Genomic DNA, 17,247 nt, shown 5'->3' with positions numbered 1-17,247 from the left:
TCCGTCGGAATCAGGCTGCGTGGGCGAGTGTGGGCGCGTCGGGCGTTGCGATGGGTGAGTGCGGGGGCGGGGGCGCGCCCAACGGCGCGGCACCGAACCAGTGCAGGCTGGCGGCCAGCCCGGCGACCTCGCCCAGGATCAGCAGGGCTGGCGCACGCACCGCGTGCTGCTGCGCGGTGGCGGCCAGGCCGGCGAGCGTGCCGGTGATCACGCGTTGCTGCGGGCGCGAGCCGTTTTCCACCAGCGCGAACGGGGTGGTCGGCGCGCGACCTGCCTGCAGCAGGCGCTGCTGGATGCCCTCTAGGCCGGCCACGCCCATGTAGAAGGCCAGGGTCTGGCGTTCCTGGCCAAGCGCCTGCCAGTCCAGTGTGTCCAGCGAATCCTTGCAGTGCGCAGTGATCAGCCGCAGCGATTGGGCATGGTCGCGATGGGTGAGCGGAATACCGGCGTAGGCGGCGCAGGCGATCGCGGCGGTGATGCCGGGGATGACCTGGAAGCCGATGCCGTGCGCGCGCAGGAATTCCAGCTCTTCGCCGCCGCGGCCGAATACGAACGGGTCGCCGCCCTTCAGCCGCACCACGCGGCGCCCGGCGCGCGCGTGCTCGCGCATCAGTGCGTGGATCTGTTCCTGGCGCGTGCTGTGGCCCTGGGCGGCCTTGCCGACTTCCACGCGCAGGGCGTCGCGCCGGGCCAGTTGCAGGATCTGCGGGCTGACCAGGCGATCGTAGAGCAGCACATCGGCCTGGCGCAGCGCACGCAGGGCATGCCGGGTGAGCAGGCCGGGGTCGCCGGGGCCGGCACCGACCAGGGTCACGCTGCCGGGGGAAAGCTGGCCGACCCTGGTGTGGGGCGCCGGCGACCGCGCAGGTTGGGCGTCCGAAGCGGCGGGTGCGGCGTCGTGGGTGAGCAGGCGCCGCGCGCTGGCCGCGGCGTGCAGCGCGTCGTTGAGGTCGGGCGCAGTGCTGGCGGCGATGGTGAGCCAGACCGGTTGATCGGGCAGGTCCAGCCAGGTCGGCTCGAACGGTCCCACCAGCCAGCGCAGCCGCCCGGCCTGCGCCCAGGCGCGCAGCTGCGGGTTGAGTTCAGGTGCGCCCACCAGCGGCAGTGCGCCGGCCTGCAGTAGCGCGGCGGTGGCGTGCTCGGCCTCGGCGCCGCCGCCGATCACCAGGACGGCACGGCCACGCAGGTCGGCAAGAAGCGGGAACACAGAGGGCACGGACAGCGCATCGAGAGGGGAGGGCCAGACCGTAACGCCGGCATATAGCCGTCGGAAATGACTTCATACACCCTGAAAATAGCGTTCGGTTATAAGCTGGCCTGCAGAACTCCTCTACAGTCGAGTTCCTCGTGGCGCCTCGCGCTTTTTTGGATATAAGCCCATGACGCTGACCCAACTTCGTTATCTGGTCGCCATCGCCGATGCCGAGCTCAACATCACGCTCGCGGCCGCGCGCGTGCATGCGACCCAGCCCGGTCTGTCCAAGCAGCTCAAGCAGCTGGAGGACGAGCTGGGCTTTCTGCTGTTCGTGCGCAAGGGGCGCAGCCTGGATGCGGTGACACCGGCCGGCGTGGAAGTGATCGAGCGCGCGCGCTTGGTGCTGTCGGAAGCCAACAACATCCGCACCTATGCGGCCAACCAGCGCCGCGAGAGCCAGGGCCAGCTGACCCTGACCACCACCCATACCCAGGCGCGCTTCGTGCTGCCGCCGGCGGTGGCACAGATCAAGCACGCCTATCCGCAGGTCAGCGTGCATCTGCAGCAGGCCGCCGAAAGCGCGGCGCTGGACCTGCTCAGCCAGGGCGATGCGGATATCGCGGTGGTCAGCACCGCCGGTGGCGAACCGAGCGCCGGCATCGCGGTGCCGCTGTATCGCTGGCGTCGGCTGGTGATCGTGCCGCGCGGCCATCCACTGGACCAGGCACGTGCCGCGCCGGACATGCAGGCCCTGGCGCAACATCCGTTGATCAGCTACGAATCCTCCACGCGGCCCGGCTCCTCGCTGCAGCGCGCGTTCGCGCAGGTCGGGCTGGAGCCGAGCATCGCGCTGACCGCGCTGGATGCGGACCTGATCAAGACCTATGTGCGCGCCGGCCTCGGCGTTGGCCTGGTGGCGGAGATGGCGGTCAGCGCCAGCGACGAGGACCTGCGCGCCTGGCCGGCACCGGCGCCGATCGCCGAGTGCATCGCCTGGGCTGTGCTGCCGCGCGACCGCGTGCTACGCGACTACGCGTTGGACCTGGTGCATGTGCTGGCGCCGCAGATCGACAAGCGCGACCTGCGCCGCGTGCTGGACGGCAACCAGGCCCCGGCCTGGCCATTGCCGCCGACCTGGGAATCCCTGACCCAGACCATTACCAGCTGAACCGCCTGTCGAAGGCTGCACCGCACGTCGACCAGACTTGCTCACGGGCTTGCTCGCGACGTCTGCGGGGTTTGTGAGCATGCCTCGGTCACTGGGGGCGCTTGCACGCGTACCGGCGTGGGACACGCCGCAAGTACGTCCGTGTAGGCTCTGGCGCGGCATCCATGCCGCTCAAGGTCCCACGCCGGCACGCGCGCAAGCACCACCGATTGGTGTCGGTGGCTGCAGGAGAAGCGAAAGCATTGCTTGCCTATCAGCGGACGTGAGGAGTGAAGGTGCAGCGCACAGGCCATTCCCGCACCCACCTTTGCACGGTCTTGTACGAATACTTCGGTCACTGAAAGGCGCTTGCGCGCATACCGGCATGGGACACGCCGCAAGTACGTCCATGTAGGCTCTGGCGCGGCATCCATGCCGCTCAAGGTCCCACACCGGCACGCGCGCAAGCACCACCGGGTGTTGTCGGTGGCTGCAGGTAAAGCAGGGGCATTGCCTGCCAGTCAGCTGCGGTGACGAGTTGAGGCGTGATGCCGCGTCCGGTTGCGCCACCGCGCATCGATCGCCCCCGCAGGCGATGGCTGCCGGTGTCGGCTGCGGGCGCTTGCGCGCGTACCGGCATGGGACATGCCGCAAGTACGTCCATGTAGCAACTGTGCAACTGCATCATGCTGGCTGTCGGTGTTCGGAATCGATGGCGACAGTTCGTACACTGCGGTCTGCGTGCAGGGTGTGCCGACCCGGTTGACTGCACGCGCTCCCCGTTCGCCACTGTGAGGCGCTGAACCCGATGACCGAGCCCCTGCGTCCACCACTGAGCCGGCTGTGGTTACCCGATCAGGATGGCGGCATGGCGTTGCAGCTGTCGGCAAGCATCGAGGGACGCGAGCATGCGGTACTGACGGTATTGGCTGATGCCCGGGACGAGTCGCTCTGGGTGGCAGTGCAGGCCGATGGCACCCAGGTGCAGATTCCGCTGGCGGTGTTGCGCCAGTTGCTGGAGGTTGCGGCAGACGAGGTGCATTCGGCGGACTGGTTCGCACGCCAGGATGCGGCCGATTCGGAGGATTGAGACGGTTGACGGTAATCGGCGAAAGCCATCGCAATGCTGCGCCGCAGCGCCCGCTTTCCGGAAAAACCATCGTGTTATCAATGGCCTGGCCAATCACCTGCGCTGACTGGAATGCATGCTGTCAGTGATTCTCCCTACAGGTGTCAGGGTGGCCGCGGCGGTGTGGTCTGGCCGCATCAAGTTGGGCGCTGCGCTGTCGTAAATCCTTGTAGCAACCATGACGCGACACTCTCGAACGTCCAGGGGTGGACGGCGCGGGACCGGCGATGCGGTACATCGCATGGCCGGTCTGTTTGTCGGTGTCGTCAAGCGGTTGCCAGCGCTGTCGCAGCACCGTTGCGCGAGGCTGCGCACGGGAACGACCGGCGCACCCGGGTCCCTGGGGAGAGACCTGGCGTGCTTGGCGGCGGAGTCGGGTCGGGAGCCCGGGTCCGCCTTTTTTTTGCGCTATCGACCGGAGCGTGCCGGTCTGCGCAGCGCCAGCAAGCCAGCGCCATCTGCTGCGCGGTGGCGGCGGTCTGGCGCGGCGCTGCCGAGCGCCGTTGTCAGGCCAGCGGGATGCGTACCGAAAAGCAGGTGCCGCCGCTTGGGCGGGGGCGCACATCCACTTCGCAGCCCAGGGTTTCGGCGGTGCGGTGCACGATCCACAGGCCGATGCCCAGCCCGTCGCTGCGCGGGTCGGCCTGGCGGAAGGCCTGGAACACCTGTTCGGGGTGGTCCAGGTTCAGGCCGATGCCGCTGTCGATGATTTCCACCACCGCATGGCCGGGGCGCCGCCGGACGCCGACCAACACGCGCCCGCGTTCGGTGTACTTGACCGCATTGCCGATCAGGTTGCCGAGCAAGGTGGTCAACAGCGTGGGATGGCTGCGCACGCGTAGCGAGGTGGGTACATGGCGCAAGGCCAGGCACTTGTCGATTGCGGGTTGCCGCCACACGCCCAGCACCGCATGCAGTACATCTTCCAGTGCCAGCGGCTGCAGATCCGGCGAGGCGGTCTCGCTGGCGGCGGCCAGGGTGGCCAGCTCGTCGAGGTTGCGTGCCACCAGATTGATCGCATCGCGCGCGGTGACCAGGGTCGGGATGGAATCGACGTTGGCATGCCGGCGCATCTTGTCGATGGCATAGGCGGCGGTACGCAGCGGGGTCTTCAGGTCGTGCCCGGCGATGGCCATCAGGCGACTGCGGTAGCGGTCAGACTCTTCGGCCACCTGCAGCGCGCGGCGCAGCTCCAGCTGCGCCATGGTCTGGCGCGCCAGTGCGCGCAGCGCATCGACCTGTTCGTCGCTGAGTTGGCGCGGCTGCCGGTCGAGCACGCAGACCGTGCCCAGCGGGAGGCCTTCGCTGGTCTTGAGCACGGCACCGGCATAGAAATGCAGCGGTGCCTCGCCGGTTACCAGCGGATTGCGTGCGAAGCGCACATCCTGGCGTGTGTCCGGGACCACCAGCACGTCGCTGTCGAGCAACGCATGCGCACACATCGACTTGAACAGCGGTGTTTCGCGCTCGCCCATGCCGATTTCGCTCTTGAACCACTGCCGGTCGGCATCCACCAGGCTGATCAGCGCGATCGGGGTCTGGCAGATGATCGAGGCCAGCCTGGTGATGTCTTCGAACGCGGCCTCGCGCGGCGTGTCGAGAATGCCGTAGCTGCGCAGCGCCTGCAGGCGCAATGCCTCGCTCGGCGGCTTGGCAGCGCAGGGAAGGGGCTCGGCCGCTTGATCGGACAGGACGGTGCTCATGCGCGCGCAGGATGACTGGAGTGATGTGCAAGCATAGGGCATGCCAGGGCCGGCCACGTAGGCGCTGTCATGTCCACTGCCGGAACTGTGACTACCGGCCTCGACAACCGCCGTGCATGGCCTTCCACGGTTGCCCCGTGTGTCGGCGCGGTTCGGGGGCGGGCGTGGACTCCGCCATCGGCCCTTGTGGTGGGCAGGGTGAGCGGTGCCGGCGGGTGCGACATGCGGTCGCGCACCGGCCGCCACCATCGCCCCCGCGGCATGTGGCGGCTTACACTCGCGCAATGCCCTCGCTCCGTCGCCACCCCTGCCTGCATCTGCTTGCCTGTCTGGCAGTGCTGCTGATGCTGGTGGCGCCGCTGATCAGCCGCTGGAGCCAGGCGCCGTCGGTGGAGCCGATGTGCATGAGCGGGCCGGTGCTGGACGCGGGCGGTTCGCTGCATGCGGATCATCAGGCCCTGCCGGCACAGGCACCCGCGCATCAGCATCACCTCGCTGCATCGCCAGACAAGCCGCACACCGGCGAACACGCCACCACCCACGGCGAAGCCTGCGATTACTGCGTGCTGGCCGCGCGCCTGCTGCCGTGGCTGGCGCTGTTGGTGTTGTCCCTGCTGCACCGGCTGCCGGCGCCGGCGCCGGTGCACCGGCAGGCACGCCCGGCAACGATGGTGCGTTGGGCCGCACTCGGGGCACGTGGGCCGCCGCTGCACGCGTGAGTCTGGCCCCATTGCGGGCGTCCGCTGCGGTGGAGCGATTGCGTGCCCGATCGTCTGGCACGCCTGCACGCACTTGCACGGACGCCCCGTCTTTCTGAAGTGATGCCTGTGCCCGCCGTCATGCCGCGGCGCACGGCGGTGTTGCCGTGCCGGCACGGCAAAGGGATGGTCATGTGGTTGCGATTATTGAAAACGCTGTGGTGCGCGCCATCGCTGGCGCTGGTGTGTGGGTCTGCCTGCGATGCGCAGGCGCAGGATGCGGCATTGACCCTGGGCAAGGTGCAGGTGAACGCGCAGCCGCAGCGCAGCCCGAGCGCGGCACGCGTGCTGAGTTCGGTGGATGTGATCGGAGGCGAGCTGCTGCATGATCAGCATGTCGACTACAGCTGGGAGCTGCTGATGCGCGCGCCCGGCATGCAGGTCACCCAGTTCCGCATGGGCACCGACGCGGGGCGGTTCTCGTTCCGCGGCTTCAATGGCGAGGGGCGGATCAATGCGGTGAAGTTGCTGATCGACGGCATCCCCAGCAACGACAACGCCGGCGGCATGCCGTATCTGGATGCCGTATTCCCGCAGGACATCAGCGCGATCGAGATCGTGCGCGGTACCAACGATGCGCGCTACGGTCTGCATGCGATCGCCGGCAGTGTGGATGTGCTGACCCGTACCGGCGGCAACGATGGCCGGCTGAGCGTGACGGCCGGCAGTTTCGGTGCGCGCGAGGTGCAGCTGGGCAAGGGTTTCGAACAGGGCGCGTGGAGCCAGAACTATGTGCTGGCCTGGCGCGACTCCGATGGCTATCGCGAGCATGCCGACGCGCGCAAACGCAGCGTGGCCGGCAAGTGGTTCTATACCGACCCCGGTGGCGCATTCCGTGCCGGGCTCACCACGCGGTACTACGACAATCATGCGCTGGAGGCGGGTTATCTGGATGCAGCCACTGCGCGCGCGGCGCCACGCAGTTCGCCGGGCTATGCGCAGGACGACCGCAGCGAACGCCAGCTGCGGCAGACCGCGTTGCATGCGGACGGCACACTGGGTGCCGCTGCGCAGTGGAGCGTCAAGGCCTACCAGAACGACTACCGCAATCGGCGTTGGGTGCGCTTTTCCGCCGCCGGCCTGCAGCAGGAACGCGATACCGACGAAACCCACCGCGGCCTGGTGTTGCGCGGCAACTGGCAGCCGGATTGGGGCGCGCTGGCGGCCAATCTCGAAGCCGGCGTGGACGCACAGTGGCAGGACAATCAGTCGCAGCGTTACCGCACCGTGGCACGGGTGCGGGGTGCGCAACTGCGTGACTGGGAGTACGCCCTGCGCACGCGCGGCGCCTATGTGCAGGCGGTGCTGACGCCGATCGAGGGGCTGCAGCTGGTGCCCGGCTATCGCATCGACCGCGTCGCCGGGCAGCTGCACGATGTGCGTGCCGGTATTTACGCACCGACCTACGACTACGGCACCATCAAGCAGCCCAAGTTCAGTGCCAGCTACCGGTTGGGCGGGCAAGGCAGCGTGTACGCCAACTGGGGGCGGACGTTCCAGATCGGCAGCGGCGATGGTGCGTACCGGCGTCAGCCCGGCAATCTGGGCCCGTCGATCAACGACGGTTGGGAAGCCGGCTTCAAGTTCGCGCCATCGGCGGTGATGGACGGCCGCCTGGCGTATTGGGAGCAACGCGCCTCCGGCGAAGTGGCCACCATTCTGGGTGTCAATGGCGTGGCCGGTGCCGGCGATGTGGCCAATGTCGGGCGCACGCTGCGCCGCGGCTGGGATGCGCAACTGAACCTGCAGCCGGCCGAACACTGGCGGGCCTGGATGTCGTATGCGCGGCAAAAGGCCAGCATCGCCACGCCCGACCCGAGTGCGCCGGCCACGCGCGGCAAGGAGATCGAGAACGTGCCGCACTGGCTGGCCACCGCCGGGCTGGAGTGGCAACTCACTGCGGCCGTGCAGCTGAGCGCCTGGGGCACTGCGCAGGGCGATTATTATCTGGAGCGCAGCAATACGCTGGGCCGCACCGGTGGTTACGCCCTGCTCAATCTGGGCGCGCGCTGGAATGTGGATGCGCGCAATGCGCTCAGCCTGCAGCTGCGCAATGTCACCGATCGCGCCTACGTCTACGCGTGGTACGACACAGGCAGTTCCGGCTATTCGCCTGGTGATGGACGTGCGCTGTCGCTGTCGTGGGACTGGAGCTTCTGATGCGCGCGATCATGGTCGATGACAGCGTCACCGAGCCGCGCCGGGGTGGCCGCTGGCGCTTCTATCGCGCGGTGTGGCGCTGGCATTTCTATGCCGGCTTGCTGGTGTTGCCCTTCATCGTCTGGCTGGCGCTGACCGGTGCGGCGTTTCTGTACCAGGATGCGATCGACCGCAGCGTGCACCACGGCTTGAAGGTCGTGCCGGCAGGCGAGGTGCGGGCGCCAGCGCAACGCCTGGTCGATGCGGCGCAGCGCAGGTATGGCGGCATCCTGTTTCGTTACACCACGCCCAGCCGCGCCGATGCCAGCGCCGAGATCGGACTGGTCGATACGCACGGTGCGCGGCAGGTGGTGTATGTCGACCCCTACCGCGCGCGCGTGCTTGGCACGCTGCCCGAGCATGGCACCCTGGCCTGGACGATTCGCCGGCTGCACAGTCTCGCCCTGGTCGGGCCGTCCGCGCGCGGGTTGATCGAAATGGCGGCCGGCTGGGCGATCGTGCTGGTGCTCACCGGCGTGTATCTGTGGTGGCCGCGTGGGCGCCGCGGTGGGGTGGTCAGCGTACGCGGCAAGCCCGCGCAACGGCTGTTCTGGCGCGATCTGCATGCGGTCACCGGCGCGGGCGTCGGTGCTGTGTTGCTGTTCCTGGCACTGACCGGGATGCCATGGTCGTGGCTGTGGGGCGCGCAGGTCAATCGCTGGGTCAACGGGCAGGACTTCGGCTACCCGGCCGGTCTGCGGGTGCAGCAGCCGATGTCGCAACAGCGCTTGTCCGAGACGACCGACCCGGCGTGGTCGTTGCGCCAGGCGCGCGTGCCGGAATCTGTGGTGCCTGGGCGTGGAGCCGTGGGGGTGGATGAGGGGTTGCATGACGGGCGGGCGGGTGTGACGCTGGCGGATGCGGAACACACGGAACACGCGGAACACGCGGAACAGCCAAGCCCGTCAGAACACGCGGTGCAGTCGGAACATGCCGCCCACGGCGGCACCGGTCATGTCGCAGCGCCGGGTCGCGGTGCAATCGGGCTGGATGCGGCGATGGCGCGCTTCGACGCACTCGGCATCGTGCCGGGCTACAGCGTCTCGCCGCCACGTGGCGCCACCGGCGTGTACACCGCTTCGGTGTATCCGGCCGACCTGCAGCACCAGCGCGTGATCCATCTGGATCAGTACAGCGGCGCGGTGCTGCTGGACATGCGCTATCGCGATTACGGGCCGGTCGGACGCGCGCTGGAATGGGGCATCAACGTGCATCTGGGCCAGCAATACGGCACGGCCAATCAGCTGATCCTGTTGCTGGCGTGCGCGGCGATCGTGCTGCTGTGCGTGAGCGCGGCGGTGATGTGGTGGAAACGTCGCCCGGTCGGCGGCCTGGGCGTGCCGCCGTTGCCGGCAGATCCGCGCACGCTGCGCGGTCTGCTGGTGCTGCTGGCGATCTGCGGGCTGATCTTCCCGCTGGTTGGGGTGTCGTTGGTGCTGATGTGGGTGATGGATCGCTACTGGATGCAGCGCAATCAGGCGCGTGTTCCCGCGCCATGAGCACGTGCGCGTCACCTCAATGCACCGCGGACTCGCCGAGGCAGGGACGCGCTCGGCGGTGGGTGCATCGGGAAACTCGACGCATGGTGGTGCATGCAAGCTTCGTAACGAGCGCGCGATGCGTGGTGCTCAGATGTCCTCGTGGATGCCGCACTCGCGCTTCAGCCCGAAGAAGCGCGTGTCTTCTTCGCGCATGCCCGGTTCCCAGCGGCGCGTGGTGTGGAAGTCGCCGATGGACACGTAGCCTTGTTCCCACAGCGGGTGATACGGCAGGTCGTGCGCCTGCAGGTACTGCCACACGTCGCGGTCGGTCCAGTCGGCAATCGGGCTGACCTTGTAGCGCTCGCCGCGCTTTTGCACGATCGGCGTCTGTGCACGTCCGCCGGACTGGCTGCGGCGCAGGCCGGTGAACCAGGTGCCCACGTTGAGCTCGTCCAAGGCGCGGCGCATCGGCTCGACCTTGCGCAGGTTGTTGTACTGGTCGATGCCGACCATGCCCTGTTCCCACAGGCGGCCGTGGCGCGCCTCCATCCAGGCACGGCTGACCAGCGGGCGGTAGACCTTGAGATTGAGCTTGAGCCGGTCGGCCAGCGCGTCGGCAAACCGGTAGGTTTCCGGGAACAGGTAGCCGGTATCGACCAGGATCACCGGAATGTCCGGGCGCTGCCGGGTGAGCAGGTGCAAGGTGACCGCCGACTGCGCGCCAAAACTGGACGACAGCGCTGCCTCCTGCGGGCCGTGCTGCAGTGCCCAGGCCACGCGCTCGTCGGCGTGCAGGCCTTCCAGCTGCGCGTTGAGCGCGTCCAGGTCGTCCAGCGCGGATGCAGTGATCGATGCAGCGGGCAGCGCGGTCATGCGAGCAGTTCCAGGTCGAGGTGACGGTGTGTGGGATAGGGCGGCAGCGCGATCAGGCCGCTGCGGTGCAGGAAGTCGCCGAAGCCTTCGTCGCCGGCCTGGTCGCGTTCGGCCGCATAACGCGCCAGCAGCGGCTCGAGCGCGGCGAGGATGTCCGCTTCGGTGATGTTTTCGCGGTACAGCGTGTTCAGGCGCTGGCCGCGGCGATCGCCGCCCAGCATCAGGTTGTAGCGGCCCGGTGCCTTGCCCACCAGCGCGATCTCGGCCAGATACGGGCGCGAGCAGCCATTCGGGCAGCCGGACAGGCGCAGCACGATCGGGGTGTCGGCCAGTCCGTGCTGTTCCAGCACCGGCTGCAACGCCGCACTGAAGTCGGGCAGGTAACGTTCGGCCTCGGCCATCGCCAGGCCGCAGGTCGGCAGCGCCACGCAGGCCATTGCGCCGCGTGCCAGCGCGGTGGGCGCGCGATTGCCGGCATCCAGGCCGTACTGGGCGACCAGGGCATCGATGCGTGCGCGCTCGCTGGCCAGCACCCCGGCGATGACCAGGTTCTGGTTGGGCGTCATGCGGAACTGGCCGACGTTCAATTGCGCAATCGCCCGCAGGCCGCTCAGATGCGCGGCGGTGTCGGTATCGGCGATGCGCCCGGCCGGCAAGGCCAGGGTCAGATGCGACAGGCCGTCGTCGCCCTCGACCCAGCCGTAGCGGTCACCATTGTGCTCGAACGCGAACGGCCTGGCAGGTTGCAGCGCAACGCCGGCACGGCGTTCGATCTCGGCCACGATGGTGTCCAGGCCATGATCGTCGATGGTGTACTTGAAGCGCGCGCGCTTGCGCACCGCACGGCTGCCGAAGTCGCGCTGGGTGGTGACCACGGCGGTGGCGACATCCAGCAACTGATCGCGGGTGACAAACCCGATGACATTGGCCACGCGCGGCCAGGTTTCCGCATCGCCGTGGCTGGCGCCCATGCCGCCACCGATGCTGACGTTGTAGCCGAGCAACTCGCCCTCGCGCAGGATCGCGATGAAGCCCAGGTCGTTGGCGAACACGTCCACATCGTTGAGCGGCGGCGCGGCGAAACCGATCTTGAACTTGCGCGGCAGATAACGGTCGCCGTAGATCGGTTCTTCTTCGTTGCCGGAGCCGGACACGCGCTCTTCGTCCAGCCAGATCTCGTAATACGCCCGGGTATTGGGCAACAGATGCTCGGACACCCGCGCGGCATCGGCATACAGCGTGGCATGCGCCTGCGACAGCAGTGGATTGGCGGCGACCTGCACGTTGCGATTGACATCGCCGCAGGCGGCCAGCGTGTCGATCAAGGTGGCATTGATCGCCTGCATGGTCGCCTTGAGTTCGCGCTTGATCACGCCATGGAACTGGAACGCCTGGCGCGTGGTGATGCGCAGCGAATGATTGGCGTACCGCGTGGCGATGTCATCCAGCGCCAGCCATTGCGTGGGCGAAATCACCCCGCCCGGCGTACGCGTGCGGATCATGAACTGATACGCCGGTTCGAGCTTTTGCCGACGCCGCTCATCGCGGATATCGCGATCGTCCTGCTGGTAGCTGCCGTGGTACTTGATCAGGGTCTGATCGTCCTCGCGCAACGCCCCGGTCACCGCATCGGCCAGGCTCTGTTCCAGCGACCCGCGCAGACGGCGACTTTCGGATTTGATGTCTTCGACGGAGTGGGTCATGGGAATCGGGAGTCGGGAATGGGGAATCGTAAGAAGCGGCTTGGTCTGCCGGGAGAATTCAGTTGCGGGCTGTACCGATTCCCGATTCCCCACTCCCGATTCCCGGCCCTAATAGACATCGCGCGCATACCGCCCCTCCACCTGCAGCTGGGTGAGATACGCCGCGGCGGCTTCCGCATCCAGGGCGCCGTGGGTGGCGACGATGTCGAGCAGGGCGGCGTGCACATCCTTGCCCATGCCGATGGCGCCGCAGACGTACAGGTGCGCGCCGCCCTGCAGCCAGGCATAGACCTCGGCGCCGCGCGAGCGCAGGCGATGCTGCACGTAGATCTTTTCCGCCTGGTCGCGCGAGAACGCGACTTCCAGCGCGTGCAGTTCGCCGCGCTGCAAGGCCTGCTGCCATTCGGCCTGATAGAGGAAATCGGTATTGAAATGCTGGGCGCCGAAGAACAGCCAGTTGCGGCCCTTGGCGCCGGTTTCGGCGCGTTCCTGCACGAAGCCACGGAACGGCGCCACGCCGGTGCCCGGGCCGATCATCAGGATGTCGCGATCGGTATCGGCCGGCACCCGGAAGCGCTCGTTCGGCTCGATGTAGACCGGCGCGGTATCGCCTTCGCGCAGTGCGGCAAGAAAGCCGCTGGCCGAGCCCAGGTGCGCATGCCCGTGCGCCTGGTAGGTGAGTTCGTCCACCACCAGGTGCACTTCCTCGCCCACGCGCTTGCGGCTGGAGGCGATCGAGTACAGGCGCGGGGTGAGCGGACGCAGCGCGGCCAGCAGGCTGGCATGGTCCCAATCCGCCGGCCAGCGTCGCAGCACGTCGATCAGCTGGTGATCGGCGAGTAGTGACGCCAGGCCGGCGGTCTGGGTCGGGGTGAGCAGCGCCTGCAGCTCGTCGGCGCGTGCACGCTCGGCATGGGCGGCCAGCAGCGGCCGCGACAGCTTGGTCAGTTCGCGTCGGGTGGCCAGCCACTCGTGCAAGGCCAGCGTCTCTTCGCCGACGGTGACCGCGGCATGGCCATCCAGGCGCAGCGTCTGCAGCACCGTATCCACCAGCGCGGGCGGATTGCGATGGCGGACGCCCAGCGCATCGCCGGGCTCGTAGCTCAGCCCGCTGCCTTCCAGCGAAAATTCCAGATGGCGCACGCGCTTGCTCGGCACGGCATAGACGCGGAACCGCGGGCCCTTGAAGTCGCGCCCGCTGACGATCTGGTTGGCCAGCAATTCGGCGGGGAAGGGCTGCTGATGCGACCACACCGGCGCTGCCGCGCTGCTGCGCAACGGCGTGATGGTGGCCGATGGCGGGCCGCTCCTGAGCTGTTCGCGTGCGTGCTTGAGCGCTTGTGCGCGCCAGGGCGCAGCGACGCTGTCGATATCCAGATCGGCTTCGCCGCGTGGCTGCACGCGGCTGGCGCCAAGTTCGGCCAGACGGTCGTCGATGCGGCGGGCGATGCCGCAGAATTCCGCGTAACTGGAATCGCCCAGGCCCAGCACCGCGTATTTGAGCTCGGGCAGCTTGGGCGCGCGGCGGCTGGCCAGGAATTCCACCAGCCCGATCGCATCGTCCGGTGGGTCGCCCTCGCCCTGGGTGCTGATGACCACGTAGAGCAGCCGCTCGCTGGCCAGCTCGCGGGTGGGGTACTGGTCGGCGCGCAGCAGGCGCACGCTCAGGCCGGCGGCCTCGGCCTCGGCTACCAGCTGCTCGGCTTCCCGGCGGGCATTGCCGGTCTGGCTGCCGTACAGCACGGTCAGGCGCTGGCTCTCCTGCGCCGGCGCATGCGGCTGCCCGCCCGGCAGCACCGCCAGCGAGCGCGGCGGCTGGCCCTGCGCCAGGCCGGCGGTGTAGCCGGACAGCCACCACAGCGACGCGGCATCCAGGCCGTCGACCAACCGTTCCAGCAGCGCCTTGCGCTCGTCGGGCAAGGGGCTGGGCGGTAGCGCGGAACTGGCGGCGGTCATTCGGATCCAGGGCGGTTGATGAGACCAGCGATGTTAGGGATGCGTTGCCGCGGCCAGAAAGGATGAGCCGTTATCGCGTTATGCCGGCCGCTTATTTGGGTGCGGGCGGCCGGCGCCACACACTGCGGCGCCTTGCCCTACCATCGGCTGGTCTGCCCCGCCGACGCCCACGACACCCCGATGACCCTGTTGCCCCTGTCACACCTGGATCGGCTCGAGGCCGAAAGCATCCATATCCTGCGCGAGGTCGCCGCCGAATTCCGGGCCCCGGTGATGCTGTATTCGGTGGGCAAGGACAGCTCGGTGCTGCTGCACCTGCTGCTCAAGGCCTTCGCGCCGTCGCCGCCACCGATCCCGCTGCTGCATGTGGACACGCGCTGGAAGTTCGGCGAGATGATCGCCTTCCGCGACCGCCGCGCGGCCGAGACCGGCGTGGACCTGCGCGTGCACATCAACCCCGACGGTATCGCCCAGGACGTCGGCCCGATCAGCCACGGTGCGGCGGTACATACCGACATCATGAAGACCCAGGGCCTGAAGCAGGCGCTGGAGCAGGGCGGTTTCGATGCGGCGATCGGCGGGGCGCGCCGCGACGAGGAGAAATCGCGCGCAAAGGAGCGCGTGTTCTCGTTCCGCAATGCGCGGCATCGCTGGGACCCCAAGAATCAGCGCCCGGAGCTGTGGAATCTGTACAACGCGCGCACCAGGCCCGGTGAAAGCGTGCGGGTGTTTCCGCTGTCCAACTGGACCGAGCTGGATATCTGGCTGTACATCTACCGCGAGGCGATCCCGGTGGTGCCGCTGTACTTCGCCGCGCCGCGCCCGGTGGTGGAGCGCGACGGCGCCTGGATCATGGTCGACGACGACCGCCTGCCGTTGCACCCGGGCGAGACGCCGCAACTGCGCTCGGTGCGTTTCCGTACGCTGGGCTGCTATCCGCTGACCGGCGCGATCGAATCGACCGCAGACACGCTGGAAGCGGTGATCGCCGAAATGCTGGTCAGCACCAGCTCCGAACGCCAGGGCCGCATGATCGACCATGCGCCAGGTGCGTCGATGGAGCAGAAGAAGCTTGAGGGGTATTTTTGATGGGCAGGGAATCGGGATTGGGGATTGGGGATTCGCAACAGCAGTTTGCTGCAGACGTTACGACGGAGGAGGACGCCTTTGCGATTCCCGATTCCCGACTCCCGATTCCCGGCGCCATCGGCGCCTACCTGCATCAACACGAATCCAAGCCGCTGCTGCGCTTCATCACCTGCGGCAGTGTGGACGATGGCAAGAGCACGCTGATCGGGCGGTTGCTGTACGACAGCAAGCGCCTGTTCGACGATCAGCTTGCCGCGCTGCAGAGCGATAGCCGCCGGCATGGCACGCAGGGCGAAGGGATCGACTATGCGTTGTTGATGGACGGGCTGGCCGCCGAGCGCGAGCAGGGCATCACCATCGACGTGGCGTACCGCTACTTCGATACCGACCGGCGCAAGTTCATCGTCGCCGACTGCCCCGGGCACGAGCAGTACACGCGCAACATGGCCACCGGTGCCTCCACCGCCGATGTGGCGGTGGTGCTGGTGGATGCGCGCAAGGGGCTGCTGGCGCAGACGCGCCGGCACAGTTACATCGTGTCGTTGCTGGGTATCGGCCACGTGGTGCTGGCGGTCAACAAGATGGACCTGGTGGACTACGACGCGCAGGTGTTTGCCGACATCGTCGAGGGCTATCGCGCGCTGGCCGCACAGTTGGGCATTGCCGATGTGCAATGCATTCCGTTGTCGGCACTGGCTGGCGACAACCTGTCCAGCCCATCGACGCGGATGCCCTGGTACCGCGGCCCGCATCTGCTGCAGCATCTCGACACCGTGCACGTGCAGGCGCCGGAAGCCGGTAGCGGCTTCCGGCTGCCGGTGCAGTGGGTCAATCGTCCCCACCAGCACTTTCGTGGCTATGCCGGCACCATCGCGGCCGGGCAGGTGCGCGTGGGCGATGCCGTGGTGGTGGTGCCGTCCGGGCGCCGCACGCAGGTGGCTTCGGTGCTGGATGCCAACGGCGAGGTGGCCAGCGCACGCGCCGGCCAGGCGGTCACGTTGACCTTGCGCGAGGAGATCGATATCAGCCGTGGCGACATCATTGCCGCCGTCGACGACCCGCCGGAAGTGGCCGACCAGTTCGCCGCGCATCTGCTGTGGATGGACGATGCGGCCTTGCTGCCGGGCCGCCCGTACTGGCTCAAGATCGGCACGCGCACGGTCACCGCGAGCATCAGCGAGATCAAGCACAAGGTCGATGTGAACACGCAGGAGCGGCTGGCCGCCAAGCGGCTGGAGCTCAATGAGGTGGGCTACTGCAATCTGGCGCTGGATGAGCCGATCGCGTTCTCGCCGTATGCGCGCAACCGCGTGCTGGGCGGCTTCATCCTGATCGACCGGCAGAGCAATGCCACCGTGGCCGCCGGCACGCTGGAGTTTGCGCTACGCCGCGCAGGCAACGTGCACTGGCAGCATCTGGACGTGGACCGCGCCGCGCGCGCGCGCATCAAGGGCCAGACCCCGCGCGTGCTGTGGTTCACCGGCCTGTCGGGCGCGGGCAAGTCCACGGTCGCCAACCTGGTCGACAAGCGCCTGCATGCGCTGGGCTATCACACCTTCATCCTGGACGGCGACAACGTGCGCCACGGGCTCAACCGCGACCTGGGCTTCACCGACGAAGACCGGGTGGAAAACATCCGCCGCGTGGCCGAGGTGGCGCGGCTGATGGCCGATGCCGGCCTGATCGTGCTGGTGAGCTTCATCTCGCCGTTCCGTGCCGAGCGGCAACTGGCGCGCGAGCGGTTCGACGACGGGGAATTTGTCGAGGTATTCGTGGACGTGCCGCTGGCGGTCGCCGAGGCGCGCGATGTGAAGGGGCTGTACCGCAAGGCACGGGCCGGGCAGATTCCCAACTTCACCGGCATCGATTCGCCCTACGAGGCACCGGAGGCGCCAGAGATCCATCTTCACGCCGATGGTGAGAACGTGGAGGCGCTGGCGCGCCATGTGCTCGAGTTCCTCGACTTGGAACGCTGACCAGCGCATCGCGCCGACGACAGCAAGGGTCTTTGGTC

At 68.0% G+C, this 17,247-nt stretch carries 12 protein-coding genes; 7 read left to right on the top strand and 5 right to left on the bottom strand.

Annotated features, from left to right (window positions below; translation table 11 throughout):
• Positions 1-10: 10 nt before the first annotated feature.
• Positions 11-1,216, bottom strand: a complete 1,206-nt coding sequence (cobA, locus tag EO139_RS06560; protein ID WP_126969817.1) for a uroporphyrinogen-III C-methyltransferase — start codon at positions 1,214-1,216, stop codon at positions 11-13.
• Positions 1,217-1,379: 163 nt separating this feature from the next.
• Between cobA and EO139_RS06555 the strand changes: the two genes are divergently transcribed.
• Positions 1,380-2,363: a LysR family transcriptional regulator gene (locus EO139_RS06555; RefSeq protein ID WP_126969815.1), complete on the top strand. Its 984-nt coding sequence runs from the start codon at positions 1,380-1,382 to the stop codon at positions 2,361-2,363.
• 787 nt (positions 2,364-3,150) lie between these two features.
• Complete coding sequence (locus tag EO139_RS06550; RefSeq protein ID WP_104648890.1) at positions 3,151-3,432, top strand: hypothetical protein; 282 nt, start codon at positions 3,151-3,153, stop codon at positions 3,430-3,432.
• Positions 3,433-3,977: 545 nt separating this feature from the next.
• Here EO139_RS06550 and EO139_RS06545 read toward each other — a convergent pair.
• Positions 3,978-5,174, bottom strand: coding sequence for a GAF domain-containing sensor histidine kinase (locus tag EO139_RS06545; protein ID WP_104583689.1), 1,197 nt, complete (start codon positions 5,172-5,174; stop codon positions 3,978-3,980).
• Positions 5,175-5,458: 284 nt separating this feature from the next.
• Between EO139_RS06545 and EO139_RS06540 the strand changes: the two genes are divergently transcribed.
• The 3 genes from EO139_RS06540 (at position 5,459) to EO139_RS06530 (ending at position 9,630) form a co-directional block, all read left to right on the top strand.
• Entirely contained in the window at positions 5,459-5,893 is a 435-nt protein-coding gene (locus tag EO139_RS06540; RefSeq protein ID WP_126969813.1) for a DUF2946 family protein, read from the top strand.
• A 195-nt stretch (positions 5,894-6,088) separates the two neighbouring features.
• Positions 6,089-8,092 carry a TonB-dependent receptor gene (locus EO139_RS06535; protein WP_164739770.1) on the top strand — a complete coding sequence of 668 codons (2,004 nt, stop codon included), beginning with the start codon at positions 6,089-6,091 and terminating at the stop codon, positions 8,090-8,092.
• Positions 8,092-9,630 (top strand): PepSY domain-containing protein, encoded by a 1,539-nt coding sequence (locus EO139_RS06530; protein WP_126969809.1) that lies wholly within the window; start codon positions 8,092-8,094, stop codon positions 9,628-9,630. The genes EO139_RS06535 and EO139_RS06530 overlap by 1 nt, the downstream gene beginning before the upstream one ends.
• 129 nt (positions 9,631-9,759) lie before the next feature.
• On the opposite strand, the gene EO139_RS06525 is transcribed toward EO139_RS06530, so the two are convergent.
• The 3 genes from EO139_RS06525 to EO139_RS06515 form a co-directional block, all read right to left on the bottom strand.
• Positions 9,760-10,485 (bottom strand): phosphoadenylyl-sulfate reductase, encoded by a 726-nt coding sequence (locus EO139_RS06525; RefSeq protein ID WP_104583686.1) that lies wholly within the window; start codon positions 10,483-10,485, stop codon positions 9,760-9,762.
• Positions 10,482-12,188 (bottom strand): assimilatory sulfite reductase (NADPH) hemoprotein subunit, encoded by a 1,707-nt coding sequence (gene cysI / locus EO139_RS06520; protein ID WP_126969807.1) that lies wholly within the window; start codon positions 12,186-12,188, stop codon positions 10,482-10,484. The genes EO139_RS06525 and cysI overlap by 4 nt, the downstream gene beginning before the upstream one ends.
• A 108-nt stretch (positions 12,189-12,296) precedes the next feature.
• Positions 12,297-14,144: an assimilatory sulfite reductase (NADPH) flavoprotein subunit gene (locus EO139_RS06515; protein WP_126969805.1), complete on the bottom strand. Its 1,848-nt coding sequence runs from the start codon at positions 14,142-14,144 to the stop codon at positions 12,297-12,299.
• Between the two features lie 180 nt (positions 14,145-14,324).
• On the opposite strand from EO139_RS06515, the gene cysD reads away from it, so the two are divergent.
• On the top strand, positions 14,325-15,233 hold the full coding sequence (cysD, locus tag EO139_RS06510) for a sulfate adenylyltransferase subunit CysD (protein ID WP_104583683.1): 909 nt from the start codon (positions 14,325-14,327) through the stop codon (positions 15,231-15,233).
• Positions 15,233-17,209 (top strand): sulfate adenylyltransferase subunit CysN, encoded by a 1,977-nt coding sequence (gene cysN / locus EO139_RS06505; RefSeq protein ID WP_126969803.1) that lies wholly within the window; start codon positions 15,233-15,235, stop codon positions 17,207-17,209. The genes cysD and cysN overlap by 1 nt, the downstream gene beginning before the upstream one ends.
• The last annotated feature ends 38 nt before the right edge of the window (positions 17,210-17,247 follow it).

It is taken from the genome of Xanthomonas sp. BRIP62411, assembly GCF_003993525.1.
Classification (GTDB): domain Bacteria; phylum Pseudomonadota; class Gammaproteobacteria; order Xanthomonadales; family Xanthomonadaceae; genus Xanthomonas; species Xanthomonas euroxanthea.
The sequence above is the reverse complement of the archived record's forward strand: the minus strand, read 5'-3'. Positions and strand labels throughout refer to the sequence as shown.